Genomic DNA, 25,315 nt, shown 5'->3' on the forward strand with positions numbered 1-25,315 from the left:
AGCGGGAAGCGAAGAGGCCCACGAACCGTTCTTGCGAAGGCCCGTTTCCCCGTCGCGGAACACCCCGTCCGCCGGTCCAAAATCGTCCGCGCTGGCAGGTCTCCCGGCTTGCGGAGCAGGGTTTCCCCTTCGATCCCCGCCTTCCCGATCCCCAAGAGGGGTCAGTGGCTTCGGGCATCTCTCCGGTCACGGTCGCGGGGGCGGCTGCATTTTGGAACCAAATCTTGCCGATTCGGACCCTATCGCATTCCCTCTTCGCCTGTCGTAGGACAGGAACCAACGCCGGGCCACCATTTGCCCCCGACCGCCTCTTGTCAAGCCGAAGGACCCCGTCCGATGACGTCAGAACCGGATACCCAGACGGCCGACCAAACCGACGCCCGCCACGCCTCGAAAATGGCGAAGAAGAAGGCCGCCCGCGACAAGATCATGGCGACCAAGAGCGGCGAAAAGGGCCTCATCATCGTCCACACCGGCGCCGGCAAGGGCAAGTCCTCCTCCGCGTTCGGCATGATCGTCCGCTGCGTCGCCCATGGCTTCCCCTGCGCGGTCGTACAGTTCATCAAGGGCGCCTGGGACACCGGCGAGCGCCGCATGCTCACCGGCCATTTCGGCGACCTCTGCCAGTTCCACGCCATGGGCGAAGGCTTTACCTGGGAGACGCAGGACCGCGCCCGCGACATCGCGGCCGCGCGCGCCGGCTGGGACAAGGCCAAGGAGCTGATCCTCGACCAGAATCTCCGCATGGTCGTGCTCGACGAGATCAACATCGCGCTGCGCTACGACTATCTCGACATCGCCGAGGTTGTCGAATTCCTCACGACGCAGAAGCCGCCGATGACGCATGTCGTGCTCACCGGACGCAACGCCAAGGACGAGCTGATCGAGATCGCCGATCTCGTCACCGAGATGACGCTGGTCAAGCATCCCTTCCGCTCCGGCATCAGGGCGCAAGCCGGCGTCGAGTTCTAAGAACTCGCGATGGCGCGCGCATTGATGATCCAGGGGGCCGGCTCGGACGTGGGCAAGTCGCTCATCGTTGCCGGCCTCGCGCGCGCCTTTGTGCGACGCGGCCTGCGCGTGCTCCCGTTCAAGCCGCAGAACATGTCGAACAATGCGGCCGTCACCATCGACGGCGGCGAGATCGGCCGCGCCCAGGCACTCCAGGCACTGGCTGCTCGGGTCGAGCCGCACACCGACATGAATCCGGTGCTGCTCAAGCCCGAGACGGATGTCGGCGCGCAGGTGATCGTGCAGGGAAAACGCATCGCGACCGCGCGTGCGCGTGAATATGCGGCGATGAAACCGTCATTGATGGGCGCCGTGCTGGAGAGCTTCGAGCGGCTGAAGGCGCGCGCAGATCTCGTGCTGGTGGAGGGCGCCGGCAGCCCGGCCGAGGTGAACCTGCGCAAGGCCGACATCGCCAATATGGGCTTTGCGCGCAAGGCCGATGTGCCGGTCGTGCTGGTCGGCGACATCGACCGCGGCGGGGTCATCGCGCAACTCGTCGGCATCAAGACGGTGATCGACCCGGATGACGCCGCGATGATCCAGGGATTTGTCATCAACAAGTTCCGCGGCGATCCCACGCTGTTCGACGACGGCTACAGGCTGATCGAACAAAAGACCGCATGGCGCGGCTTCGGCGTGCTGCCCTGGTTCGCGCGCGCCGGCGAGCTGCCGGCCGAGGATGCGCTGGGCCTGAGCGATGCGCGCAAGCCGGGCCAATGCAAGATCGCCTGTCTCGCGCTGTCGCGGATCGCCAATTTCGACGATCTCGATCCGCTCAAGCTCGAGCCTGGCGTCGATCTCGTGATGGTGCGGCCGGGCGAAGCCATCGCCGGCGACGTGCGCCTCGTCATCATTCCCGGTTCGAAATCCACCCGCGGCGACCTCGCCTTCCTGCGCGCCCAGGGCTGGGACATCGATCTCCTGGCGCATCACCGCAGAGGCGGCCATGTGCTCGGCCTCTGCGGCGGATATCAGATGCTCGGACGCAGCGTCACGGATCCCGATGGGATCGAGGGCCCCGCGGGCGACACAGCGGGTCTCGGGCTTCTGGATGTCGCGACGGTGATGAGCCCGGAGAAGACGCTGACGCGTGTCGCGGCCGTGCATGCCGCGACGGATCAGCCGATCGAGGCTTATGAAATCCACATCGGGCGCACCGATGGGCCGGATCGCGCGCGGCCATTCGCAAGGCTGAATGGCGAACCGGAAGGCGCGATCTCGCGCGACGGACGCGTGCAAGGCAGCTATCTGCACGGCCTGTTCACGTCGGATGATTTCCGCAAGGCGTTTTTGGCGAAGCTCGACATTCCTGCCGGCGACGTGCCCTATCACGCCAGGGTCGAAAGCGCGCTCGATGCCCTCGCCAATCACATCGAAGCTCATCTCGACGTCGACGGCCTGCTCGCGCTAGCGCGCTAGAGCCTCGGCCAGGCGCGACCATTCGGATTCGCCGCCCGGAAGCCCGAGGCGCAGCCAATTCGGCTCTCGCGCGAACACGCGCGACCAGATATGGCGACGCGCCAGCTTCTCCTGCGCGGCAAGCGCGCCAGGCGTCCCGTAGAGACGAAACAGCTGCGTCCCGCCAACGAGCGTCCAGCCTTGCGACCGCACCATGCCATCGAGACGAACGCAGTCCCGCGCGAGCCGCGCGGACGTGGCCTCGGCCCAGGTATCATCACGCAGAGCTCGGCAGCCGATCGCGATCGCCGCTCCCGAGACCGGCCAAGGCCCCAACATCGCCGCGATCCTGCTGATGTCGGACGAATTGCCGAGCGCGAAGCCGAGCCGCAGGCCGGCAAGGCCGTAAAACTTTCCGAAGGAGCGCAGAATCAACAGCCCCGGCCGATCCTCGGATGCAAGCGATAGCTGCGGGGCCACATCGGCAAAACTCTCGTCGACGACGAGACGGCCGACGCGCGGCAGCACCGCCAGCAAATCCTTTGGCGTATGACATCGGCCGTCGGGATTGTTGGGATTGACAACAATGGCGAGGTCGGCGCCCACCAGCGCGTCGAGTTCCCCGACCTCCTGGACCTCCCAGCCCGCAGCCGAGAGGACCCCGGCATATTCGTTGTAGGTCGGCGCGAGGATGCGCGCGCGGCCGGGCAGCGCGAGTTGCGGCAGCAGTTGAATCGCGGCCTGTGCGCCGCCGAGCGCGACAACCGCCGCGCTCGTGCGATAAGCGTGCCGCGCCGCCTGATGCAGCGCCTCGATCTCGCCGCGGGACGGCAACGCGCTCCACGCGCGCGCGCTCACCTCGCCCACGGGATAAGGCAGGCGGTTGATCCCGGTCGACAGATCGATCCAATCCTCCGCGCGACCGCCGAAACGCTGCTGGGCCTGATCGAGATTTCCACCGTGCTCGCGCATGCGCTGTTCTTTCACGCGAAGGCCAGGATCGCAAGGACACCGGCGAGCAGCAGCATGGCGCGGCGGTAAACCGTCAATCCCCGATCGATATCGGCAGCAAGCGGATCGCGCGCACCCTCATTCAGCCATGGCTCGATTGTGGTGCTGCCGCGATAAATCCGTGGACCGCTGAGCCGCACACCAAGCGCACCCGCCATCGCTGCTTCCGGCCAGCCGGCATTGGGCGATCGATGTCGGCGTGCATCGCGCATCATGCACGACAGCGCCTCCGATCGCCGTGGCGCCAGCAGCACGAACAGACATCCGGTCAGCCGCGCCGGAATGACATTGGCGACATCGTCGATGCGCGCCGCTGCCCAGCCGAAGGCTTCGTGGCGTTCGCTGCGATGGCCGATCATGGAGTCCAGCGTGTTGATCGCCTTGTAGCCCAAAATGCCGGGCAAGCCGAACAGCGCGCCCCAGAACACCGGTGCGACGATGCCGTCGGAGGCATTCTCGGCGAGGCTCTCGATCGCCGCACGCGCGATCCCGGCCTCGTCGAGCGCTGCGGGATCGCGGCCAACGATGCGCGAGACCGCGTAGCGTGCGGCGGCGATGTCACCGGCCCGCATCGGGTTTGCGACGGCAGCAACGTGGTCGTGCAACGAGCGCAGCGCAACCAACGGCCAGCCGAGGACGCCGACCAGCACGATCTGGATCCAGCCTAAGGGAAGCAAGGATTGAACTGCCCAGCCGAGGGCGACGGAGAGCGCGATCACCGCGAGCGCTCCGGCAAGACCAGCGGCGCGGCGAAATGCCGGCGGATCGGACCGTCGATTCCAGGCGTTATCGATGGCAGAGATCAGCCGGCCCAGCCACGTGACGGGATGGCCGATGTGCGCGAACAACCACGACGGCCAGCCCAACAGGGCATCCACCGCCATCGCCACCGCCATCGCACCCGCAAAACCCACAGCCGCCTCCTGTCCCGCCCCTGTTGCGCAAACCACGACCAGAGCGCAAGTCCCCGATTGGCGGATTTCGGCTTTGTTTTTGGTCGCGTTTGGTGATTAGTCAGGCCCACAGGAGACCTTTATGACCGTCATCTTGATCACGGGCGGAGCGCGATCGGGCAAGAGCAAGCGCGCGGAAATGCGCACGCGCGCCTTTCCCGGGCAGCCGGTCTATGTCGCGACGGCCGAGGCTCTCGATGCCGAAATGGAGGCGCGCATCGCGAGGCATCGCGCGCGCCGCGGAACCGACTGGATCGAACGCGAAGTGCCGCTCGATCTCGTCCCCGCGCTGGTCGCAACCGACGGCGGCGGCGCGCGGCTCGTCGATTGCCTGACGTTGTGGCTCTCCAACCTCATGCATGCGGAGCGCGATTGGGAACGAGAGGTGAGCGAGTTTGCCGGCGCCCTGCCCCGCTTGAAAAGCCCCGTCGTTCTCGTCACCAATGAAGTCGGCCTCGGCATCGTGCCCGACAACGCGCTGGCGCGCAGCTTTCGCGACGCCGCCGGGATCATGAACCAGATCATCGCTGATGTCGCCGACGAGGTCGAATTCATCGTCGCCGGCCTACCGATGAAACTGAAATGATGCCGCGCGACCAATTCTTGCCCGACGTCATCGCCGATCTCAGGACGGCGGCATCGTTCATGACGATCCTCCCGGTCGCTCCTTCGAAGCCCGCAGCTGACGGCACCGTCGCGCGCGCGACCTGGGCGCTGCCCGTCGCGGGACTGCTGGTCGGCCTTGCCGGCGCCTTGGTCTACAAGCTCGCGAGCCGGTTCGGTCTGACACCGAGCCTCGCCGCCCTGCTCGCGTTGGCCGCGACCGCCCTCGTCACCGGCGCGCTGCACGAGGACGGCCTTGCCGATACCGCCGACGGGCTCGGCGGCGGCCGCACCCGCGAGCGCAAGCTCGAGATCATGCGCGACAGCCGGATCGGCACCTATGGCGTCTGCGCGCTGATCCTGTCGTTCGGCCTACGCTGGAGCGCGCTTGCGGCAATCGCCAATCCGTGGGCGGTCGCGCTCGCGCTGTGCGCTGCGCATACTGCGGCCCGCGCCGGCTTGCCGGCATTCATGTCGCAGGTCGCGCCTGCGCGACCTGACGGCCTGTCGGCGGGCGCCGGATCACCGCCGGGCCGCAGCGTTGCGATCGCCTTCGCCGTTGGAACCCTCGCGCTCACGCTCGCGCTTGGGCCGGGCAAGGCGCTGGTGAGCCTGATCCTGCTCTCCCTCGCCGGCCTGATGCTGGCGCGACTTGCCATCCGCCAGATTGGCGGGCAGACCGGCGACATCCTCGGCGCGTTCGAGCAGACCGGCGAGATTCTGATCCTGCTAGTTGCCGCAGCTTTCCAGATCGGAGGGTGACGCGATGGTCCAATTCGACGACACCTTCCGCCAGCACTTGCGGGAGCTGTTCGTGTGGCGTCGCGACGTGCGCCGCTTTCGCGCCGATCCGCTGCCGGATGGCGCCATCGATCGCCTGATCGAGACGGCCTGTCTCTCGCCTTCGGTCGGCCTCAGCCAGCCCTGGCGCTTCGTCATCGTCGACGACGTCGCGCGGCGTCGCGCCGTAATCGACGACTTCAAAGCGTGCAACGCCGACGCATTGAATGCCTATGCCGGTGAGCGCGCAGCGCGCTATGCCACGCTGAAACTCTCGGGTCTCGAACAGGCCCCGGGTCACCTCGCCGTGTTCGCGGACAAGGCCAGCGACACCGGTCACGGCCTCGGCCGCGCGACGATGCCGGAGACGACGGAATATTCCGTGGTCGCGGCGATCACCGCGATGTGGCTCGCCGCGCGCGCCGAGGGCATCGGGCTTGGCTGGGTCTCGATCCTCCGTCCGGATCGCATCCACGCCATTCTCGACGTGCCCGACACCTGGAAATTCATCGCCTATCTCTGCATCGGCTATCCGGAAATCGAATGCGACCGGCCCGAGCTGGAACAGGCGAAGTGGGAGCAGCGGCGCGGCGCAGCGGAATTCACGCTGCTGCGTTAATCAGGCCACGTCGGAAATCCGTCGTCATTGCGTGCGGCTGCCGGCGTAGGGAATACGGTATCGGGCTGCCAAACGTGCGAATGAACAGTCACAAACGCATTTTTTCATCAATTGTGGACGCCGGCTGTTCGCGCTAAGCATCGGGTTGGGGCAAACCATCATGCAAAGACATCCATGACCGAACGGCCTTCCGCTCTCGCGGTGGATCGCCGCGGGTTCATTCGGCTTGCGGGCACGACCGCTGCGGGCTGGCTGGCGCTCGGCGCAACATCTGATCGCATGCGCGTCGTCGCATCGCTGACCGCATTGCGGCTCGACGACGAATTGACCAGAAGAAGCATGATCGACAGCCCTACCTCTCGCCTGGGCGGCCTCATCGTGGGCTTGAGGCAGCGAGGCTGGGTCGAAGGCGTCAATTTCCGCTTCGAGCTCCGTTCGACCTTCGGCGCACCGGATAGGCTGAAGACCGCGGTGCAGGAATTGCTGGCGCTCAATCCGGATGTGATCCTGACCGGCTCGACGGTCGAAACCGCGGCCGTCCTGGAAGCCACCAAAACCATCCCGATCGTGTTCGCGACCGCGAACGATCCCGTCGGCAACGGCTTCGTCGAAAGCCTGGCCCATCCGGGCGGCAACGTGACCGGCTTCACCAACAGCACGGCCGAGATGGGCGGCAAATGGCTTCAGCTCATCCGGGAGGCCGTGCCGGATCTTGCGCGTGTCGGCATCCTGTTCAACCCGGCGACCACACCTCGCGGCGGCCGCTTCTTCCTCGATTCCATCGAGCAAGAGGCAGCCCTGTCCGGCGTGTCCGTGGTCCCCGCCCCCGTGAGCGCGCCGACGGAGATCGACGAAGCCGTCAGGCGCTTTACCGAACCGCCCAAGGCGGCGATGATCGCGCTCGTCGACAGCTTTCTGGTGGTCAACCGGCAGGCGATCATCGCAGCAACCGCCAAATATCGCGTGCCCACGATTTATCCGTTCCATTATTTCATGGATGCGGGCGGGCTGATGAGCTACGGGCCGACGCTCGAAGTGCGCTCGGCTGACTATGTCGATCTCATCCTGCGCGGCACCAAGGCCGGCGATCTGCCGGTGCAATCGCCGCGAAAATACGAACTCCTGATCAACCGCACGGTCGCCCGCACGCTGGATCTGACGATACCATTCACGCTGCTCGCGCGCGCCGACGAGATCCGCGAGTGAACGAGACGATCGACCAGGGAGATTTGCGGCCACCTCCCGGCCGGCTGTTCCGCAAATACCTCTACTCGATCGTCGCGCTCGCCTTTGCCGCGCTCGCCATCAACACCGGCTTCGACGTCTGGTTCTCCTATCGCGAGCAGAAGCAGCTCCTGGCGGCGACCCAGCGCGAGCAGGCCGCAAGCGCCGCCATCCAGATCGGCCAGTTCATCGGCCAGATCGAAAACCAGATCAGATGGCTCTCGCGCCTGCCCCCGGAACTGTCCACGAACGAGGACCAGCGCCTGAACGCCATCCGCCTCCTGCGCCTCTCGCCTGCGATTGCGGAAATCGCCGAGCTCGACGCCCAAGGCCGCGAGCAGGTGCGCGTGTCGCGCCGTGTCGCGGACAGGATCGGCAGCAAGGCCGACCTCTCCGCTTCGCAGGCCTTCCGCGGCGCGAATGAAAGCCGCGCCTATTACGGGCCGGTCTACTTCCTCGGCGACACCGAGCCGTTCATGACGCTCGCCACGCGCGGGACCGGCCTCACGCCCGATGTGATTGTCGCCGAAGTTAATCTTCGCTTCATCTGGGACCTCGTCGCCGGGATCAGGGTCGGCAACACCGGCAAGGCCTATGTGGTCGATCGGATGGGGCTGTTGATCGCGCATCCCGATCTGTGGCCGGCATTGCGCCGCAGCGATCTCTCCGGCCATGCCGACGTCCGCGCCGCGCTCGATGGCGTCGGGCCGCCCTCGGGCGGCCTGGTCAAGGAGGATCTGTCCGGTCAACGCGTGCTGTCGACCTACGCGACGGTCCCCTCGCTGGGCTGGCTGGTGTTCGTCGAGCTCCCGCTCACCGAAGCCTATGCACCGATCTATGCGTCGATCGGACGCTCGACTTTTCTCCTGGTCATCCTGCTGGCATGTGCGGTGTTGGTCTCCCTCTTTCTGAGCCGGCGCATGACCGTGCCGATCCAGATCCTGACGCAGGGTGCGCGGCGGATCGGCAGCGGCGACCTCGGCCTGCGGCTCGCGATCAAGACCGGTGACGAGCTGGAGGCGCTCGGCGATCAATTCAACCGGATGGCCGCTCACTTGCGCGAATCCTATGCGACGCTCGAGCGCAAGGTGATTGAGCGCACCTCCGAACTGGAAAAGACCCGCGACCAGGCCCTTGCCGAGCACGATGCCGCCGAGCGCGCGCGTAGCGCGGCGGTGGCGGCCAACGAGACCAAATCGCGCTTTCTCGCGGTCGTCAGCCACGAGCTGCGCACGCCGCTGAACGGCGTCATGGGCGTGCTGCAACTGCTCGACGATGGCAGCCTCGGCGAGGCGCAGCGGCGTCACCTCACGACCGCGGCCGCGTCGGGCGAAACGCTGATCGCGCTGGTCGACGGCATCCTCGAATATGCGCGCCTGGAGGCCAGCGCCGAGACTCTGGAGACCCGCGATTTCCGCCTCGACCAGCTCATCGAGACGGCGGCCGATCTGATGCGTCCGCAGGCCTCTCGCAAGGGCCTCTCCTTCGATCTCGCCTGCGATGCGACGGTCAACACCTCCGTGCACGGCGATCCGGTGCGGCTCAATCGCATTCTGCTCAATCTGATCGGCAACGCGATCAAGTTCACCCCGCGCGGCGGCATCGGCTTGAGTGCAGCCGCCGAGGGACATGACGATCATGTGCTGCTGCGCATCACCGTTCGCGATACCGGCATCGGCATCGCGCCCGACATGCACGAGCGGATTTTCGAGGATTTCGTCCAGGCCGACGACAGCATCGCGCGGCGGTTCGGCGGCACCGGCCTTGGACTGGCGATCGCGCGGCGCCTCACCCGCCTGATGCGCGGCGAGCTGACGGTGGCGAGCACGCCGGGCACGGGCAGCTCGTTCATGCTTGAGGTACCGCTTGGTCTCGCCACGACCGACATCGCGCAAGGCGCGGTTCAGCCGCCATCGCGGCAGCTTCGCGTGCTGCTGGTCGACGACGACCCCGTCAATTGCGAGGTCGGCGAAGCGATGTTGAAGAGGCTCGGCCACCACGCGACCATCGCCACGAACGGCGCGTTGGCCATCGCGCTCGCCCGCGATCAGGCGTTCGACATCATCCTGATGGATCTGCACATGCCCGACATGGACGGAGTCGAGGCGGCATCGCGAATCGGCAAGCTCGGTCTGCCGACCATGCCGCGCATCATCGCGGTAACCGCCGACATGTCGCGCCGCGCCCGCGAGCGGCTCGCGGGCGCGGGCATTGCCAGGATCGTCAGCAAGCCGATCCTGATCAATGCGCTGCGCGAGGCGATCGAGGACGATGCCCAGAACCAGCCAGCCGTGCCGCAACTCGCCGCAGGCGCATTGATCGACCGGCATTTCCTTGACGACCAGAAGGAGCTGCTGGGCGCGGCGCAGATCGCAAAACTCCACCACCTGCTGGAACAGACCAGTGCAAAGCTGGTCGAGGACATCGCCAAGGCAGCAGTGATTGGCGATCCCACGCAGCTCGCGCGATCCGCACACCAGCTCGGCAGCGGCGCGAGCGCGCTCGGCCTGGTCCGCCTGTTTGAATTTTGCCGTGAGGTCGAGCTGGCGGCACTCACGATGACCTCGCCCGAATGCCAGGGCGCCGCCCGTGAGCTCGCTGCGCTTCGAGAGGCCTCGATGAGCGCGCTGGACGATCTGCTTCGTCCGGCGGAGCAGCGTACGATCAGCTAGATGCGCTCGAGTTCTTATTTTGGGCCCGAAGAAAAATCTGGTGAGCCTTATCAGTCCAGATCAAGGCAGGCGCCTTACATCAGACTGCCGGGGCGACCTTTTCCGCACTCGACTGCACCGGCTTTGTCGCCTCCAACTCTCCCCCTCTCATGGTTTTTCGATACCAGTACGGAATCGTGACCCCAAAGAGCGCACCGATTGAGGCGCTGAGCAGGCACGGTATCAACAGCAGGTGCTGTACTGTCGGCTGGTTCACGCTCAACCAGCGCATCACGAGAAAGCCCGAAAAGCCCATGAGTACAGCCAGCCCGGCGCTCTCCGCCCACCTGAGCCACCACGGTTCGTGATCCGCTTCGATTGTATCGTCACACGCAAAAGCCAATGCTATTGAAAGCACGGTGGGGAGCAGCAGCCATTTGGCCTGGGCCACGAACGGCAGGATCGGATGAACGGCATCTACTGGAAAATGCGCCCGAAGCAGATAGAAGCAAAACGAAATCGGCAGCGTTATCGTGAGGGTACATGCGCCAGAGATCAGATAAGACAGAGTAGGCCTTTCCCTGACGCAACGATAATCTGCAAAATTCCACAACTGCTTCGGTGCGAGGGCACACACCGCCGCGATTGACTGATTGACCGCCACAAGCATCCCGATGCCTAATGCCCTGCCCAAATCGCCGCCGGCCAGGGAAATCGTCACTATGACGAACAGCGCGACAACCCCGGCGAAGTCCAAGCTCAGCAGATTTAACGGCAGGCGGATCAGAGACGGCCGTTGAATGGAAAAGCCAATCCTTGCAAACTGGTGAGCGACTTCGCTGTCGCTATTGCAACTGTACAGGAGCACTCTGGCAAGCATCAACCGAATGTCCTCGTAGGCTTCGAGTGCATAAGAACGAAACTGGTCAACCGGCTCCGCCGCCGGCTCAAGCTGACGCTGAGCGATCTGACTTGTGAGAGTGAAAAACGCCACGGACTGAGCGAAGAAGCTGCTCATCTTCTTCTCGAAAGTGGCTCGCTCTTCGGGAAAGTCGGCGGAATAAGCAGTCCAACCGGGCAGATTGCTCAAGGCAACGTAGAGCGCCAGACATCGCGTGAACCGAAAGCGCACGCTGTCCAAGGTGAAATCGGGCTGCAGCTGCGCGGCTAGAGAGTCAGGCAGAAGCGTGCTGTTGGCGATATAAAACTTAGTGTCTGCGACCAATCTTTCAGAAATCGTAAGCTGCGTCATGTTGATCCGCTGCGCCCAACGAACAGCTCCAAGCGGGATCGCGCCCATACGGTGAAAAAAACGCAGCATGGCACCGTCAACGTCCCGCAGAACAGGAACCGATGGCAGCAACGTCGTTAGGATAAGCGCGGCCACAAGTGGCGCATCAAGGCTCTTCAATCCTTCAGGAATGGGGCTTGGCGAGTACAGGAGACCAAGCAATTCGGGCTTGTGGGCAAGGGTCCAGCTCAAGAACATCAGAAGCCCGATGCACGAAATGATATACGTCACGTAACTGCTGTAATACTGAAAGCGGGTTGTCTCTGACCTGAGCGTCCTAGGCGTGGCAAAACGATGTGCGGCGTAAAAGGCCGTCAACACTCCCGCCACAAGGTGCGCGGCGTCGAGGTGGATTGCTGTGAAAAATTGATCGATCATAGCGTGCCTCCAAAACAATAAGGCATCTGCAATCGGCTGAATCCATTCGCACAGCCGCACTACGCGTTACATTGCCAGAAACACTGACGAGCGGTTGTGAACCAGCTCACAATGCTCGCGACGTTTGGTCTCGGACGGACTCTTGCAAGCCCTCCTGCCGGCAGATCCATGGATCTATAGCTTGGCCTCTGTATGTCTGCTCCCGCCGGCTTCGTCGCCCTCACAGCCAAAACGCTCAACCAGGAAATCAATGAACAGCCGCACCTTCACCGAGAGATGTCGGGTCGGCGGATAGACCGCATAGAGCGCAAGCGGCGGCGCGGAATAATCGTCCAGCACAGTTCGCAGCTCGCCCTTCCTCAAGGCATCGGCGGCGATGAACTCCGGGAGCAGCGCGAGCCCCCTGCCCTTGACCGCGACATCGCGCAGCACTTCGGCATTGTTGACGCAGAGCGACCAGGCCGGCTGGATCCAGTGATCGCCGTCGGTGCCAGTGAGCTTCCACTGATTGCCCGTAAGCAGGAAGCCGTAGGTCAACGAGGCATGTTCGCGCAGATCCTGCGGATGTTTCGGTGTGCCGTGACGTGCAAGATAATCGGGCGAAGCGCAGATCATGCGCGCCACCGGCATGATTTTTCGCGCGATCAAACTCGACGATTCCAATTCCGCGATGCGCAAGGTCACGTCAAAGCCGTCCTGGACGGGATCGAGCAGGTCGTCGCTGAGCACGAGTTGGAGCTGCAGCTCCGGATATCGCGCCATGAAATCGGCAAGCACCGGCCCGAGCCGCAGGGTGCCGAACGACATCGGCGCGTTGACGCGCAACAGGCCGCGCGGCGCCGACTGGGCTTGCGCTACGGCCTGGTCGGCCGCCTCGATCTCCGACAGGATGACGACCGCGCGCTCGAAATAGCGCTGGCCGTTCTCGGTCGGGCTCGCATGGCGCGTGGTCCGGTTCAGGAGCTGCACGCCGAGGCTCTCTTCGAGGTCGGCGATGTATTTGCTGATCGCCGAGCGTGACAGCCGCAACTGCCGGCCCGCCTCGGCAAAACTGCCGCTTTCGACCACCTTTACGAAGGCCCGGAGGCTGGCGATCTTATCCAAGCGCCGGCTCCCTCGATTGTTTCCAAATCGTAGACATAGACGTCATATTTGCATGGATTGTCTCCAATCCAAAGCGGCACGATATTTCCTGTCAGAGCAAGACCGCTCCCCGAATTCAGGAGGACGACAATGTCTGGACTGCACCACGTGACCGCGATCGCGGGCGACCCCATCAGGAATTTCGGCTTTTACACCCGGGATCTCGGCCTGCGCTTCGTCAAGAAGACGGTCAATTTCGACGATCCCGGCACCTACCACTTCTACTATGGCGACGAGACCGGCCGCCCCGGCACCATCCTGACCTTCTTTCCCTGGGCCGGCGTGCCGGCCGGGCGCCGCGGCGTCGGCGAAACGCACCAGACCGCCTTCCGCGTGCCGCAAGGCTCGCTCGGCTATTGGACGCAGCGCTTCGTCGAAAAGGGCATCGCCTACGAGGCGCTGGAGAAGCGCTTTGGCGAGTCCGTGCTGCCGTTCACAGACCCTGATGGCATGGCGCTCACGCTCGTCGGTGTCCCCGGCGCCGACAGCGAGCCCGGCTGGAGCAATGGCGACGTTCCCGCCGAACATGCGATCCGCGGCTTCCACGGCGTGACCTTGCTGCTCGACAGCGCGGCGAAGACGGCTGCCGTCCTCACCGACGTGTTCGGCTTCAAGGAGACGGCGCGCGAAGGCTCCGTGATCCGCTTCAAGGCGTCCGGCGATGTCGAAGGCAGCGTGGTCGACATCTACGAAGCCAAGGGCTTTTTGCGCGGGCACCAAGGTGGCGGCTCCGTGCATCACATCGCCTTCCGCGCGGTCGACGACGCCGAGCAGGGCAAGATGGCGCAAAAGCTCGTGAGCAATCACGGCCTGCACCCGACCGAGCAGAGGGACCGCAACTACTTCCGCTCGATCTACTTCCGCGAGCCCGGCGGTGTGCTGTTCGAGATCGCGACCGATATCCCCGGCTTCGCCGTCGACGAGCCCGTTGCGACGCTGGGACGCGACCTCAAGCTGCCTGGCTTCCTCGAAGCGCAGCGCAAGCAGATCGAGGCTGTGTTGCCGAATTTGGCAGAGAGCGTGTCATGACCGAGAGTTCATTCGTCCATCGTTTCGAGCCCGCGACCGGCGCGGGCTCCCCTCCTCTCCTGCTACTGCACGGCACCGGCGGCGACGAGAACGACCTGCTCGGACTTGGCAGGATGATCTCGCCTGGCTCGGCTATGCTCTCGCCGCGCGGCCGCGTGCTCGAGCACGGCATGCCGCGTTTCTTCCGCCGCTTGGCCGAGGGCGTGTTCGACGAGGACGACGTGCGCCGCCGCGCGCACGAACTCGGCGGCTTCGTCGCGGAGGCACGGCAGCGCTACGGCGTCGCCGCGCCGGTCGCGGTCGGCTTCTCCAACGGAGCCAACATCGCAGCCGCACTGTTGCTGCTGGAGCCGAACGTGCTGGCAGGCGCGATCCTGCTCCGCGCGATGGTGCCGCTGTCGGATCCGCCGAAGGCTGAGCTCGGCGGCAAGCCCGTCCTGCTTCTGTCAGGGCAGGCTGATCCGATCGTTCCAGCGAACAATTCCGCGAAGCTTGCTTCGCTGTTGTCGGAAGCCGGAGCGCGGATCGAACACAAGGTTCTGCCGGCGGGCCATCAATTATCGCAAGCCGATGTGGCGCTCGCCCGCGACTGGATCGGCACATTCGCCGCCGAAGTCGTCTGATCCCGAAGAGCGGCGCATCGTTGTCGGTGCGCCGCGGCTTCACTCGAACCAGCCGCGCCGCTTGAACCAGATCAGCGGCAGCACGCCGCTTGCAATGATGGCGAGCCACGCCAGCGGATAGCCGAACGTCCAGTCCAGCTCCGGCATGTGCTTGAAGTTCATGCCCCAGATGCCGACCATGATCGTGGGCGGCACGCCGACGACCGAGACGATCGTCAGGATCTTGAAAAGCTCGTTCTGCTGGATGTTGATGAAGCCGAGCACGGCATCGAGCAGAAGCTGGATCTTGTCCGACAATCGCGTCTCGTAATCGCCGAGCGAAGCGACATCCTTGGAGACGGCTTCGAGGCGCTTCTTCGACGCGGGCGTGATCCACTCGCTCCCGACATCGCCGGCAAACGAGGCGACGCGGCCGACGCCAAGCAGGACATCGCGCGCCTTGGCCAGCCGATCGGCCAGCTCCCCGATGTTCTCCAGCGCCTCGCGCATCCGCCGGCTGGAGCGGACCGGCCGCTTGGTGCGAACGAGCCCGCCTTTGAAGACGCCGCGCGAGAGCCTGTCGACCTTCGCCCCGAGATGCTCAAGAACATCGGCCCCGCGGTCGACCATGGCCTCGACCAGGCTGGTGAACACGCACATGCCGTTCTCCAGACTGTCATCGGAACCGATACGCTTGCCGATGTCCTCGAAGATCGGCAGCTGCGCAAAGCGCACCGTCACCAGCACGCGCGGGCCGATGACGAATCCCACCGGCGTGATCTCGGCCTCGTTGTTCTCGTTGAGCCGGACCGCCGGCGAGCTGAGATAGAGCGTGCCGTTGTCGAGGATCAGGCGGCTCGACGCTTCGATCTCGCTGAGCGAATCCTCGGACGGGACGCGTATCCCGAGCAATCGTTCGACGAAGTGCTTTTCCTCCGCGGTCGCGTCCAAGAGATCAGCCCAGATGATCTCGGACGGCATCTCCGCGCCGATCTTCTGCCAGTCGTCGGATGGCCACCTGTATAGTTTGAGCAAGACCGAACTCCGCATACCCTCGCGCCGGATCGCACGGCCTGCGGCCATCCTGCGCCGAACTAACGCATGAGGATTCCGAACGTTCAAGGTCGGGGAGCATCGAACCGGCGGAATCAAACCAAGCGGGCGCAGCCTTCTTCGATGACGCCATCATGCCAGTGTTTTGCCCGACGCGTCAACGGCATCGCGCAACGCGAAGCCATTCGATCGCGTGACGCGCAAGTCATTGAAATAACTACCCCCGGCTACTGTGCATGGGGTTGTTTTTCAGGTTTTTGTTTGGACCGGCCTCGTGACTATCGCTTCGGTTGGGAGAGATCGTCACCGAAACCGCGCAATCGACCTGTGCGTCCCTACTCCCACGCCCATGTCGAGAAGTCGTTCTCGTACTGGGGCACGTCCTTCCAGACGCCCTTCAGCTTCTTGTTGGTGATGGTGATCAGCTGCGGCTGGTACAAATAGCCGGAGACCGCGTCGGTCGCCAGCATGCGCTGGGCGTCGCCGAGAAGCTTGGCACGGGCAGCTTCATCCGGCGTCGACACGATCTGCTTGTAGAGCGCGTTGAACGCCGCGTTGTTGTAGCCGAGATAGTAGTCGGGCTCTGTGATCTTGACGAGGTCGAACGGCTCGACATGGCTGACGATGGTGAGGTCGAAATTGTGCGGACCATTGCCGGCGAACACCTGCGACAGCCATTGCGCCCATTCGACGTTCTCGATCTTGGCGATGATGCCGACCTTGGCGAGCTGGGCCGCAACGATCTCGCCGCCCTGCCGCGCATAGGATGGCGGCGGCAGCTTCAGCGAGAGTTCGAGCGGCGTGGTGATTCCAGCCTCGGCGAGGAGCTTCTTGGCCTTCTCGGGATCGTAGGGGTTGATGCCTGTGGTGTCGACATAGCCGAGCGCAGTCGGGACGTAGAAGCTGCCGATCGGCGTGCCGAAACCATCGACCGCGCCGTCGATCATCGCCTTGCGATCGATCGCGGCAAGGATCGCGCGGCGGACGCGAACATCGTCGAGCGGCTTCTTGCGGTGATTGATGGCGACGATGGTCTTGGCGCGGGAGCCGCCGACCAGGACGTTGAAGCGCGGATCGGCCTTGAACTGGGCGATGGTGCGCTGGGCCGACACGCGCGGAAAAGCATCGACGTCGCCCGACAGCAGCGCGGCTGTCTGCGCCGATGGATCGGAGATGAAGCGGATCGTCACCTTCGCGAGCTTGATCGCGGCGGCGTTGCGATAGTCGGCCCATTTGGTCAGGATCATCGAGGAGCCCTTGGCCCAGGCGCCCAGCTGATAGGGCCCGGTCCCGACCGGCTGCGTGATGTTGGTGGCAGCGCTCTTCGGCTCGACGATCGAGCCGCTCGCCTGCCCGAGCAGGAACGGCAAGTTCGGCTCGGAATTTTTCAGGCTGATCACGACCGTGTCGGCATCGGGCGTGGCAATGGACTCGAAGCTCTGGAACAGGCTCTTGTCCTTGTTGGTGCTGGTGGCACCGGCATTGCGTTCGAACGAGAACTTCACCGCGGCGGAATCGAACGGCTCGCCATTATGGAACTTGACTCCCTTGCGCAGCTTGAACGTGTAGGTCTTCAGATCGGGCGATGCGGTCCAGCTCTCCGCCAGCAGGGGCGAAGTGGTGCCGTCCTCGTTGATCTTGGTCAGGGTCTCATAGATGTTGTAGAGCGTGACCTCGGCGATCGCGGCGGCGGCGGCGTTGGTGGGATCGAGCCCCGGCGGCTCCAGCGCCATCGCCATGACGACGCTGTCCTTCTTGCTCTGCGCCAGCACCGGCAACGGCGCCACGGCAAGCGCGGCGGCGAATGCGACGATCGATAGTTTCCTGAACATGCGTAACTCCCCGGCCTTGTCTTGTCTCAAGCCTACGCCAATCCCGGCGCGGACGCTAACCTTCCACGGGCAATTGCGGCAACGCCATCACGGCTTCCGCCTTGTGGCAGGCGGCCAGATGCGTCTCGCCCACCTTGCGTAGCTCAGGCAGAACCTCGCGGCAATGCTGATCGGCGAGCGCGCATCGCGAGACATAGGGACACCCGGTCGCGACCGCCGATTGCGAGGCAATCGCCTGGGCCCCGCGCCGCCGCCGGCCGCCGCCAGCGCGCACCCGCGGCACGGCCTCCAGCAGCGCTCGCGTGTAGGGATGGGCGCAGCGCTCGAACAAATCCTCGGGACGGCCCTGCTCGACGATACGGCCGAGATACATCACCGCGACCTCGTCGCAGAGATAATCGACGACGGCGAGGTCATGGCTGATGAGGACGTAGCTGAGACCGAATTGCTCCTGGAGGTCCTGCATCAGGTTCAAGACTTGCGCCTGCACGGAGACGTCGAGCGCGGAGACCGGCTCGTCGGCGACGATCAGCTTCGGCTGGGTGATCAGCGCGCGCGCGATGGCGATGCGCTGGCGCTGGCCGCCGGAGAATTCGTGCGGATATTTCTCCATGTCGGCATCGCGCAGGCCCACCTGCCGCAGCACGTCGGAGACGCGGGCGCGAAGCGTGGTGCGGTCAATCCCCTCCAACACGGTGAGCGGCTCGGCGACGATACGCGCAATGGTCTGGCGTGGGTCGAGCGATCCGTAGGGATCCTGGAACACCATCTGGAAATCGCGGCGGGCGCGACGCAGCTCGTCTGCGGAGATGCGATTGAGGTCGCGGCCGAGCAGCGCGACCTGCCCCGATGTCGGTCGCTCCAGCGCCATCACCACCCGCGCGAAGGTCGACTTGCCGGAGCCGGATTCGCCGACGATGCCAAGGCTCTTGCCGGCGTCGACCCTCACGCTGACACCATTGAGCGCGCGCACCTGCCCGGGCGGGCGGAACACGCTTTCGCGCGGCAGCGTGTAGCGCTGCTCGAGATCCTTCACGTCGAGAAGAGGCGCCGTGCTCATACGGTCAGCGCTCCGACGCGTTCGGCCATGGACACGTCGGTCCGGATGCAGCGCACGAAGTGGCCGGGTCCGACATCCACCATCGATGGAAGCGCGGCCCGGCACTGCTCGACCACGAGCGGACACCGATCGGCGAAGGTGCAACCGGAAGGCAGATCGGCGAGTTCCGGCACCGTGCCGGATATCGTCGTCAGCCGCGTCCCCTTGCGCGCGCCGAGTTTCGGTCGGGCGCGAAACAGGCCTTGCGTGTAGGGATGTCCCATCCGGCGGAACACCTCGTCGGTCGGCCCGCTCTCGATGATCGTGCCGCCGTACATCACCATCATGCGTTGCACGTTCTCGGCGATGACGCCGAGATCGTGCGAGATCAGGATCATCGACATGCCGCGCTCCTCGACGAGATCGGCGATCAGGTCGAGGATCTGGCCCTGGATGGTGACGTCGAGCGCGGTGGTCGGCTCGTCCGCGATCAGAAGGTCGGGCTCGCAGGCGAGCGCCATCGCAATGGTGACGCGCTGACGCTGGCCGCCGGAAAACTGGTGCGGATAGGCGTCGACGCGCCTCGCCGGATCGGGCAGCCCGACGCGGTCGAGCAAGGCGATCGCTTCCTTGCGCGCCTGCGATGCCGAAAATTTCCTGTGACGCCGCAGCGGCTCGGCGACCTGGTGGCCGATCGTGTGCATCGGGTTGAGCGCGGTCATCGGCTCCTGGAAGATCATGCTGATTCGATTGCCGCGCAGGTGACAATACTCCGCGTCCGACAAGCCAGCGAGTTCGCCGCCATCCAGCTTGATGCTGCCGCTGACGACCGCGCTGTCCGGCAGCAGCCCCATCAGCGACAACGCCGTCACCGACTTGCCGCAGCCGGATTCACCGACGAGCCCGAGCGTCTCGCCGCGCTTCAGGGCAAAGCTGACGCCGCGCACGGCCTGTGCCGGCCCGCGGCTGGTGTTGAGGCGCACGCCCAGGTTCGCAACCTCGATCAGCGGCATGGTCGAGCGCTCGCCCATCCTCATCGCTCCCGCGCCAATCGTGGATCGAGCAGATCGCGCAGTCCGTCGCCGAGCAGATTGAGGCCGAGCACCGCGATCGCAATCGCAGCGCCCGGGTAGACGGCGAGCATCGGCGACTGGAACAGCAGCGTCTGCGCGTCGTTCAGCATCCGTCCCCAGGACGGCTGCGGCGGCTGCGTGCCGAGACCGAGATAGGACAACGCGGCCTCGGCAAGAATCGCAAGCGCAAACTGGATCGTCGCCTGCACGATCAGGATCGACATGATGTTGGGCAGCACGTGCTCGATGGTGATGCGAAACTTGCCCTTGCCCGCCGCACGCGCGGCCAGCACGAATTCGCGCGCCCAGATCGCGTTGGCCGAGCCGCGCGTCAGCCGGATCAGCGTCGGGATCTGGAAGATGCCGATGGCAACGATCGAGGTCACCATGCCCGGCCCCACGACCGCGGCGAGCATGATGGCGGAGAGCACGGCCGGAAAGGCGAAGGTGAAATCGGAGAAGCGCATGATGATCTCTTCGGTCCAGCCGCGCCTGGCCGACGCGATCAGGCCGAGACAGACGCCGAAGGTGAGGCCGATGCTGACCGCGATGACGCCGACCATGATGGTGGAGCGGGCACCGGCAAGCAGCAGCGAGACGATGTCGCGGCCGAAGACGTCGGTGCCGAGCCAGTGCGCGGCCGAGGGCGGCCGGAGCTTTGAAGCGATGTCGATCTCATAGGGCGACCAGGGCGTCCACAGCAGCGACAGCAGCGCCGAGGCGAGCACCAGCAGGCTCAGCGCGGCGCCGAGCACGAAACTGCGATGACGTAGCGCGCGGCGCCAGAAGGTCCGGGCCGGCAGAGGGCGCGCGATGGCCGGCGCGTCGACGAGGGTGGTCAGCGGCGCGCTCACAGATCGTGGACCTTGATGCGGGGATCGACGAAGGCATAGAGCACGTCGACCACGAAATTGACGATGACGACCATGGCGGCCAGCAGCATCACGCAGTTGCGCACCACGATGAGGTCGCGGTTTGCGATCGACTGAAAAATCAGGCGGCCGAGGCCGGGCAGATAGAACACGTTCTCGATCACGATGGTGCCGGCGAGCAGATTGGCGAATTGCAGGCCCATCACGGTCATCACGGGGATCATGGCGTTGCGCAGCACGTGTTTCCACAGCACCTCGCGCTTGCCGAGGCCCTTCGCGCGCGCCGTGCGGACGAAGTCTTCACGCAGCACTTCCAGCACGGCCGAGCGCGTGACGCGCGCGAGGATCGCGGCCTGCACCACCGCGAGCGACACCGCCGGCAGTAGCAGCGACTTGATGCCGGGCCAGATGCCGTCCTCCCAACCGGGAAAGCCGCCCGCGGACAGCCATTGCAGCCGCACCGAGAACAACAGCACCAGCAGGATCGCGAACCAGAAATTCGGCAGCGCGATGCCCACCTGCGTCAGCGACATCACGCCGACGTCGCCGAGCTTGTTGTGGTTGGCGGCGGTGTAGATGCCGGCCGAGAGCGCCAGCGTCACCGTGATCAGCATGGACATCATCGCGAGCGGAATGGTCAGCACCAGCCGCTCCGCAATCAGGCTTGCGACCGGCGTGCCGTAGACATAGCTGTTGCCGAGATCGCCGACCAGCAGACCCTTGACCCATTGCAAATAGCGAACCGCCAGCGGCTGATCGAGCCCGAGCTTGACCGTGAGCGCGCGGACCGCGTCTGGCGAGGCGTCGGCGCCCATCAGCATCTGCGCAGCGTTGCCCGGGAGAGCATCCAGCACCAGGAAAATGATCACGGATGCGCCGACCAGCGTCGCCAGCAGGGTCAGCAGACGTCGAAGGACAAATACGCTCATGTGCTCACGAGCTCCGACGTCGTCCTGGCGAAAGCCAGGACCCATAGCCCCAGGGAGCGGTTTGGCGAAGACTCGTCGTTCGGTACTGGCACCGCCCGTCACCGATCAATTCCGCGGTATGGGTCATGGCTTTCGCCAGGACGACACCGAGAGGGTTGCGGGCGCCGTGCCGCATTGGGACAAATACGCTCATGCACGCTCGGATTCAGGGCTCATCCGCAGCACGATCAACATGTCCGGGCATCGGAGGCAAGTGGTTTGCGAACAAGTCCTTTGCATGCCCGTCTCCTCAAGCCGGCCAACCGGACAGGAGGTCATGCGACGCCTCGAACAGCGCGCTCGCGCGCAGCAAGTCCGCGTCAGCGCGGAAGCGCCCGACGAGTTGAAAGCCGATCGGGAGGCCGTCGCGGCCGAAGCCGCAGGGCAGGCTGATCGCGGGGTGTCCGGTCATGTTGAACGGCATGGTCCAGGGGAACCAGTGCGGCCGGACGCTATCAAAGTGCTTGCCGTCGATCTCGATGGTGCCGAACAGATCCTGATCGATCGGCAGGGCGGTCCGGGTGATGGTCGGCGTCGCCAGCAAATGCCCACGCGCAAGCAGAGACTGGACCCGGCGGAACAGCGCCGTGCGCGCGAACATCGCCTCCTGACAAGCGACGCCGCTAACGTCGGTGGCAAGCGCTAGCTGCTTCCGGAAGGCCTCGCTCAGCGCGTCCCCATGCTCGGCCGCGAGTTTTGCAAAGCGCGTCCGCCAGACCGTGTGGTTGATGGCGCGCCAGATCGGCTCGATGTCGAACCCCTCGCCGGAGAATTCCTCGAGCTCGGCGCCCAGGCCCGCGAGTCGATCCAGGCCCGCCTTGAAGCTGGCTGCAACATCGGTAGACACAGGGCGTCCGGGCGGCGACAGGCAGTACAAGATCTTCTGCCCACGCAGATCGCCGCGCGGGGCGGCCGTGCCGATGAAGTCGGGCACGGGAACGCCGATCGACCAGGGATCGCAAGAATCCTCGCCGGCCATCGCCTGCATCATCAGCGCGGTGTCGGCGACGGTTCGCGTCATCGGCGTGACATAGGTCTGGTTGCCGAATACGTCCAGCGCCTGGCTGTGCGGGATGACGCCGTTGCTCTGCTTCAGCCCGACCACGCCGTTGCAGGCGGCGGGAATCCGCGTCGAGCCGCCGCCATCGGTCGCGATCGCCAGCGGCGCGATGCCGCTCGCCACCGCCACCGCCGCGCCGCCGCTCGAGCCGCCGGACGAACGCTCGGCGCTCCACGCATTGCGGGTGCGGCCGAACAGCGGCGAGTCGGTCAGGCATTTACTGCCGAATTCGGGCGTCGTGGTCTTGCCGATCAGGATGGCGCCTTGCGCGCGGAGCCGCGCGACCGCGACGGCATCCTCGTCCGGAACATTGTCCTTGTAAGGAATGGCGCCGAAACTGGTCTTCACGCCCCTGGTGTTGACGATGTCCTTGACGGTGACGGGGATGCCATGCAGCAGGCCGAGCGGCTCGCCGGCCATCAGCCTGCGCTCGGCCTCACGCGCGGCGGCAAGCGCTTCGTCGCCGCAGATCGTGATGAAGCAGTTCAGCTCGGGCTGGAGCGCTTCGGCGCGGGCGAGCACCGCGCGGGTGAGCTCGACGGGGGAGATCTGCTTTGTCGCGATGAGGCCGCGCAGCACGGTTGCGGACAGCAGGCAGGGATCACCGTTCATCGTCACATCGCTCCGAAGCCGGCCGCCGGTGGCCGATAGCATTGACAGCCAGGATGACAGTTTTGTTAACTCGCCGCCAATACGATTTTGAACATCAACCCATACGTTTTCGGTATGCCAATGGATCTTCGCCGGCTCCGCTATTTCGTCGCCGTCGCCGAGGCGCGCAGCGTCGGCAAGGCTGCCGAGCGGCTGCGGATGGCGCAGCCGCCGCTGTCGGTCCAGATCCGCAAGCTGGAGGCCGAGGTCGGTGCGCGGCTGTTCCGCCGCGGCACGAGCGGCATGGCTTTGACCGACGCGGGCCAGGCACTGCTGGCGCGCGCCGGCGAGGCGCTGGCGCTGGCGGCCGACGGCATCGAAGCCGCGCGCGCGGTCGCGGCCGGCACCCGTGGCCGGCTGTCCGTCGGCTACATGTTCGTGCTGGCGAACGCGATGCTGCCGCGTCTCATCCCCGAACTGCGGCGATCCATTCCCGGCGTCGATCTCGATTTCGCCGAGCTCAGTGCCTCGACGCGCGAGGCGCGGCTGCTCGATCGCAGCGTCACGGTCGCGCTGTGCATGCCGGCGATCCACCATCCCGAGATCCAGGTGGCCCGGATCGGCGCGCAGCCGTTCATGCTGGCGGTGCCAAACCGTTCGCCGCTTGCGCGCCTGAGCGCGGTGCCAATGATACGACTCCAGGGCCGTCCACTGATCGCGCTGCCGCCGCCGGAGCGAGACCCCTCCTCCTCCGCGGTCGCGGCCCTGCTGCGGCGGCATCAGATCGTGATGCCGATTGCGAGCCGGGTGGAGACGGTGCATTCGGCGATGAGCCTGGTTCTCGCCGGTGAGGGTCTTGCAATCCTGCCCGCCTGCGCGCAGCTCGGCGCGCCGCGCGGGGTCGTGTTCCGGCCGTTGCGGGATGCGACCGATTCCATCGATATCGCGGTCTGCTGGCGACGGGACTCCCAGAGTCCGCTGATCCGCACTTTCCTGAAATGCGCCGAGAAGGCTGTTGCTCGGCTGTGAGACGTGCTTCCCCTCTCCCCTTGTGGGAGAGGGTGGCTCGCCCCGCAGCGGCGAGACGGGTGAGGGGTTCTCTCCGCGCGTGACCTCATGTTTGTGAATTCGCGGAAGCAACCCCTCATCCGGCGCTTCGCGCCACCTTCTCCCACAAGGGGAGAAGGAAAAAGCGAATTACCAGCTCCAACTGATCTCGTGGCTCCAGGGCGGATCGGCGCCCGGACGGGTGCAGGTCAGCCCGGCGCAATTGGCGGCAAAGAACAGCGCGCGGCGAAGCTCGTCTGCGCCGATATCCTTCAGTTGCTGCCGGGCGAGACGTCCCTGCTTGTGCAGGGCGAACAATAACGCCGCCTGAAAACTGTCACCCGCGCCAATGGTGTCGGCGACCACGACCTTGGGGGCGGCGACCTCGATCTGCCCTGCCCCCGCATGCCATGCGATCGCACCGTTGTCGCCACGGGTGATGACGACGAGGCTCGCGCCGCGTGCGAGCAGCGTGCTCGCACGCTGGTGATACGGCTCCTCGGCGAACAGATAGGTAAAATCGACGTCCGACATCTTGATGAGATCGGCACAGCCGGCAAACTCGGCCATGCGGGCGAGATAAGCCGGCTTGTCCTTCACGAGGTTGGGCCGGCAATTCGGATCAAAGGAGATTGTCGAGGACGCTCCTGCGTCCGCGATCAGGGCCCTGGTCTCGGTCGCGCCCTGGTCGTTGACGAGCGTGGTCGAGCCGACATGAAGAACTTCGACCGTATCGAAGGGAATGGAGCCGCGCCGGTAGCTCCAGTTCCGCGTCGCGGTCTCGGCGTCGTAGAAGGCGTAATGCGACTCGCCGGCGACGATGCGAACGAAGGCGAGCGTGGTCTGGCGATCGCTGCGGGCGGCGAGCGCGAGCTCGACATTGGAGGCAGCGGCGTGGTCGGCGATCATGCGTCCGAACATGTCCGTCGAGATCCCGCCGACAAAGCCGGTCGGCGCGCCGAGCCGCGCCATGCCGATTGCGACGTTCAGGCAGGAGCCGCCGACCGCCGGCATCACCGCTTCGCGCCCGTCGATGTTTCGCGTCGGGACGAAATCGATCAGCGCATCGCCGCAGGAAATCAGCATC

General features: G+C 65.2%; 22 protein-coding genes and 1 riboswitch. Of the genes, 10 read left to right on the forward strand and 12 right to left on the reverse strand.

Annotated elements, in window-relative coordinates; genetic code table 11:
- Positions 1 to 76 precede the first annotated feature (76 nt).
- A riboswitch (cobalamin riboswitch) is annotated at positions 77 to 296 on the reverse strand.
- Positions 297 to 336: 40 nt separating this feature from the next.
- Positions 337 to 972 (forward strand): cob(I)yrinic acid a,c-diamide adenosyltransferase, encoded by a 636-nt coding sequence (gene cobO, locus AC0L21_RS03785; RefSeq protein ID WP_473258255.1) that lies wholly within the window; start codon positions 337 to 339, stop codon positions 970 to 972.
- Between the two features lie 9 nt (positions 973 to 981).
- Complete coding sequence (locus tag AC0L21_RS03790) at positions 982 to 2,430, forward strand: cobyric acid synthase (RefSeq protein ID WP_473258258.1); 1,449 nt, start codon at positions 982 to 984, stop codon at positions 2,428 to 2,430.
- Here the strand turns inward: AC0L21_RS03790 and cobD are convergent.
- Positions 2,419 to 3,381 (reverse strand): threonine-phosphate decarboxylase CobD, encoded by a 963-nt coding sequence (gene cobD, locus AC0L21_RS03795; protein WP_473258261.1) that lies wholly within the window; start codon positions 3,379 to 3,381, stop codon positions 2,419 to 2,421. The two genes, AC0L21_RS03790 and cobD, sit on opposite strands and share 12 nt — an antisense overlap.
- An 11-nt stretch (positions 3,382 to 3,392) precedes the next feature.
- Positions 3,393 to 4,334 (reverse strand): adenosylcobinamide-phosphate synthase CbiB, encoded by a 942-nt coding sequence (cbiB, locus tag AC0L21_RS03800; RefSeq protein WP_473258264.1) that lies wholly within the window; start codon positions 4,332 to 4,334, stop codon positions 3,393 to 3,395.
- Positions 4,335 to 4,455: 121 nt separating this feature from the next.
- On the opposite strand from cbiB, the gene cobU reads away from it, so the two are divergent.
- The 5 genes from cobU (at position 4,456) to AC0L21_RS03825 (ending at position 10,271) form a co-directional block, all read left to right on the forward strand.
- Positions 4,456 to 4,959 (forward strand): bifunctional adenosylcobinamide kinase/adenosylcobinamide-phosphate guanylyltransferase, encoded by a 504-nt coding sequence (gene cobU / locus AC0L21_RS03805; protein ID WP_473258268.1) that lies wholly within the window; start codon positions 4,456 to 4,458, stop codon positions 4,957 to 4,959.
- Complete coding sequence (gene cobS / locus AC0L21_RS03810; protein ID WP_473258273.1) at positions 4,956 to 5,738, forward strand: adenosylcobinamide-GDP ribazoletransferase; 783 nt, start codon at positions 4,956 to 4,958, stop codon at positions 5,736 to 5,738. The genes cobU and cobS overlap by 4 nt, the downstream gene beginning before the upstream one ends.
- Before the next feature lie 4 nt (positions 5,739 to 5,742).
- Positions 5,743 to 6,375 carry a 5,6-dimethylbenzimidazole synthase gene (gene bluB, locus AC0L21_RS03815; protein WP_473258276.1) on the forward strand — a complete coding sequence of 211 codons (633 nt, stop codon included), beginning with the start codon at positions 5,743 to 5,745 and terminating at the stop codon, positions 6,373 to 6,375.
- 174 nt (positions 6,376 to 6,549) lie between these two features.
- Positions 6,550 to 7,581: an ABC transporter substrate-binding protein gene (locus tag AC0L21_RS03820; RefSeq protein WP_473258278.1), complete on the forward strand. Its 1,032-nt coding sequence runs from the start codon at positions 6,550 to 6,552 to the stop codon at positions 7,579 to 7,581.
- Positions 7,578 to 10,271, forward strand: a complete 2,694-nt coding sequence (locus AC0L21_RS03825; RefSeq protein ID WP_473258281.1) for a hybrid sensor histidine kinase/response regulator — start codon at positions 7,578 to 7,580, stop codon at positions 10,269 to 10,271. Before AC0L21_RS03820 ends, AC0L21_RS03825 begins: the two co-directional genes overlap by 4 nt.
- A gap of 79 nt (positions 10,272 to 10,350) precedes the next feature.
- On the opposite strand, the gene AC0L21_RS03830 is transcribed toward AC0L21_RS03825, so the two are convergent.
- Together AC0L21_RS03830 and AC0L21_RS03835 are read right to left on the reverse strand one after the other, a co-directional pair.
- The gene (locus AC0L21_RS03830; protein WP_473258284.1) at positions 10,351 to 11,919 is read right to left on the reverse strand and encodes a hypothetical protein; all 1,569 of its coding nucleotides are present in this window, start codon (positions 11,917 to 11,919) and stop codon (positions 10,351 to 10,353) included.
- 174 nt (positions 11,920 to 12,093) lie between these two features.
- Complete coding sequence (locus AC0L21_RS03835) at positions 12,094 to 13,023, reverse strand: LysR family transcriptional regulator (protein WP_473258288.1); 930 nt, start codon at positions 13,021 to 13,023, stop codon at positions 12,094 to 12,096.
- Between the two features lie 129 nt (positions 13,024 to 13,152).
- Here AC0L21_RS03835 and AC0L21_RS03840 point away from each other — a divergent pair, with 129 nt between their 5' ends.
- Both AC0L21_RS03840 and AC0L21_RS03845 read left to right on the forward strand, forming a co-directional pair.
- Positions 13,153 to 14,091: a ring-cleaving dioxygenase gene (locus AC0L21_RS03840; protein ID WP_473258291.1), complete on the forward strand. Its 939-nt coding sequence runs from the start codon at positions 13,153 to 13,155 to the stop codon at positions 14,089 to 14,091.
- A complete protein-coding gene (locus tag AC0L21_RS03845) occupies positions 14,088 to 14,714 on the forward strand; it encodes an alpha/beta hydrolase (RefSeq protein WP_473258293.1) in 627 nt (208 codons plus the stop codon). Before AC0L21_RS03840 ends, AC0L21_RS03845 begins: the two co-directional genes overlap by 4 nt.
- A gap of 39 nt (positions 14,715 to 14,753) precedes the next feature.
- Here AC0L21_RS03845 and AC0L21_RS03850 read toward each other — a convergent pair whose 3' ends face one another.
- The 7 genes from AC0L21_RS03850 to AC0L21_RS03880 all read right to left on the reverse strand — a co-directional run bounded on the left by AC0L21_RS03850 (position 14,754) and on the right by AC0L21_RS03880 (position 23,202).
- On the reverse strand, positions 14,754 to 15,728 hold the full coding sequence (locus AC0L21_RS03850; protein WP_473258295.1) for a magnesium transporter CorA family protein: 975 nt from the start codon (positions 15,726 to 15,728) through the stop codon (positions 14,754 to 14,756).
- Positions 15,729 to 16,081: 353 nt separating this feature from the next.
- Positions 16,082 to 17,578, reverse strand: coding sequence for an ABC transporter substrate-binding protein (locus tag AC0L21_RS03855; protein ID WP_473258297.1), 1,497 nt, complete (start codon positions 17,576 to 17,578; stop codon positions 16,082 to 16,084).
- 55 nt (positions 17,579 to 17,633) lie between these two features.
- Entirely contained in the window at positions 17,634 to 18,638 is a 1,005-nt protein-coding gene (locus AC0L21_RS03860; RefSeq protein WP_473258299.1) for an ABC transporter ATP-binding protein, read from the reverse strand.
- On the reverse strand, positions 18,635 to 19,648 hold the full coding sequence (locus AC0L21_RS03865) for an ABC transporter ATP-binding protein (protein ID WP_473258303.1): 1,014 nt from the start codon (positions 19,646 to 19,648) through the stop codon (positions 18,635 to 18,637). Before AC0L21_RS03865 ends, AC0L21_RS03860 begins: the two co-directional genes overlap by 4 nt.
- A 2-nt stretch (positions 19,649 to 19,650) precedes the next feature.
- Positions 19,651 to 20,544, reverse strand: a complete 894-nt coding sequence (locus tag AC0L21_RS03870; protein WP_473258305.1) for an ABC transporter permease — start codon at positions 20,542 to 20,544, stop codon at positions 19,651 to 19,653.
- The gene (locus tag AC0L21_RS03875; protein ID WP_473258311.1) at positions 20,541 to 21,491 is read right to left on the reverse strand and encodes an ABC transporter permease; all 951 of its coding nucleotides are present in this window, start codon (positions 21,489 to 21,491) and stop codon (positions 20,541 to 20,543) included. The genes AC0L21_RS03870 and AC0L21_RS03875 overlap by 4 nt, the downstream gene beginning before the upstream one ends.
- Before the next feature lie 289 nt (positions 21,492 to 21,780).
- Positions 21,781 to 23,202 (reverse strand): amidase, encoded by a 1,422-nt coding sequence (locus tag AC0L21_RS03880; protein ID WP_473258314.1) that lies wholly within the window; start codon positions 23,200 to 23,202, stop codon positions 21,781 to 21,783.
- A 120-nt stretch (positions 23,203 to 23,322) separates the two neighbouring features.
- Between AC0L21_RS03880 and AC0L21_RS03885 the strand changes: the two genes are divergently transcribed.
- On the forward strand, positions 23,323 to 24,210 hold the full coding sequence (locus AC0L21_RS03885; RefSeq protein ID WP_473258316.1) for a LysR family transcriptional regulator: 888 nt from the start codon (positions 23,323 to 23,325) through the stop codon (positions 24,208 to 24,210).
- Positions 24,211 to 24,378: 168 nt separating this feature from the next.
- Here AC0L21_RS03885 and AC0L21_RS03890 read toward each other — a convergent pair whose 3' ends face one another.
- Positions 24,379 to 25,314 carry a carbohydrate kinase family protein gene (locus tag AC0L21_RS03890; RefSeq protein WP_473258319.1) on the reverse strand — a complete coding sequence of 312 codons (936 nt, stop codon included), beginning with the start codon at positions 25,312 to 25,314 and terminating at the stop codon, positions 24,379 to 24,381.
- Position 25,315 lies beyond the last annotated feature (1 nt).

It is taken from the genome of Bradyrhizobium sp. WSM4873, from assembly GCF_055811355.1.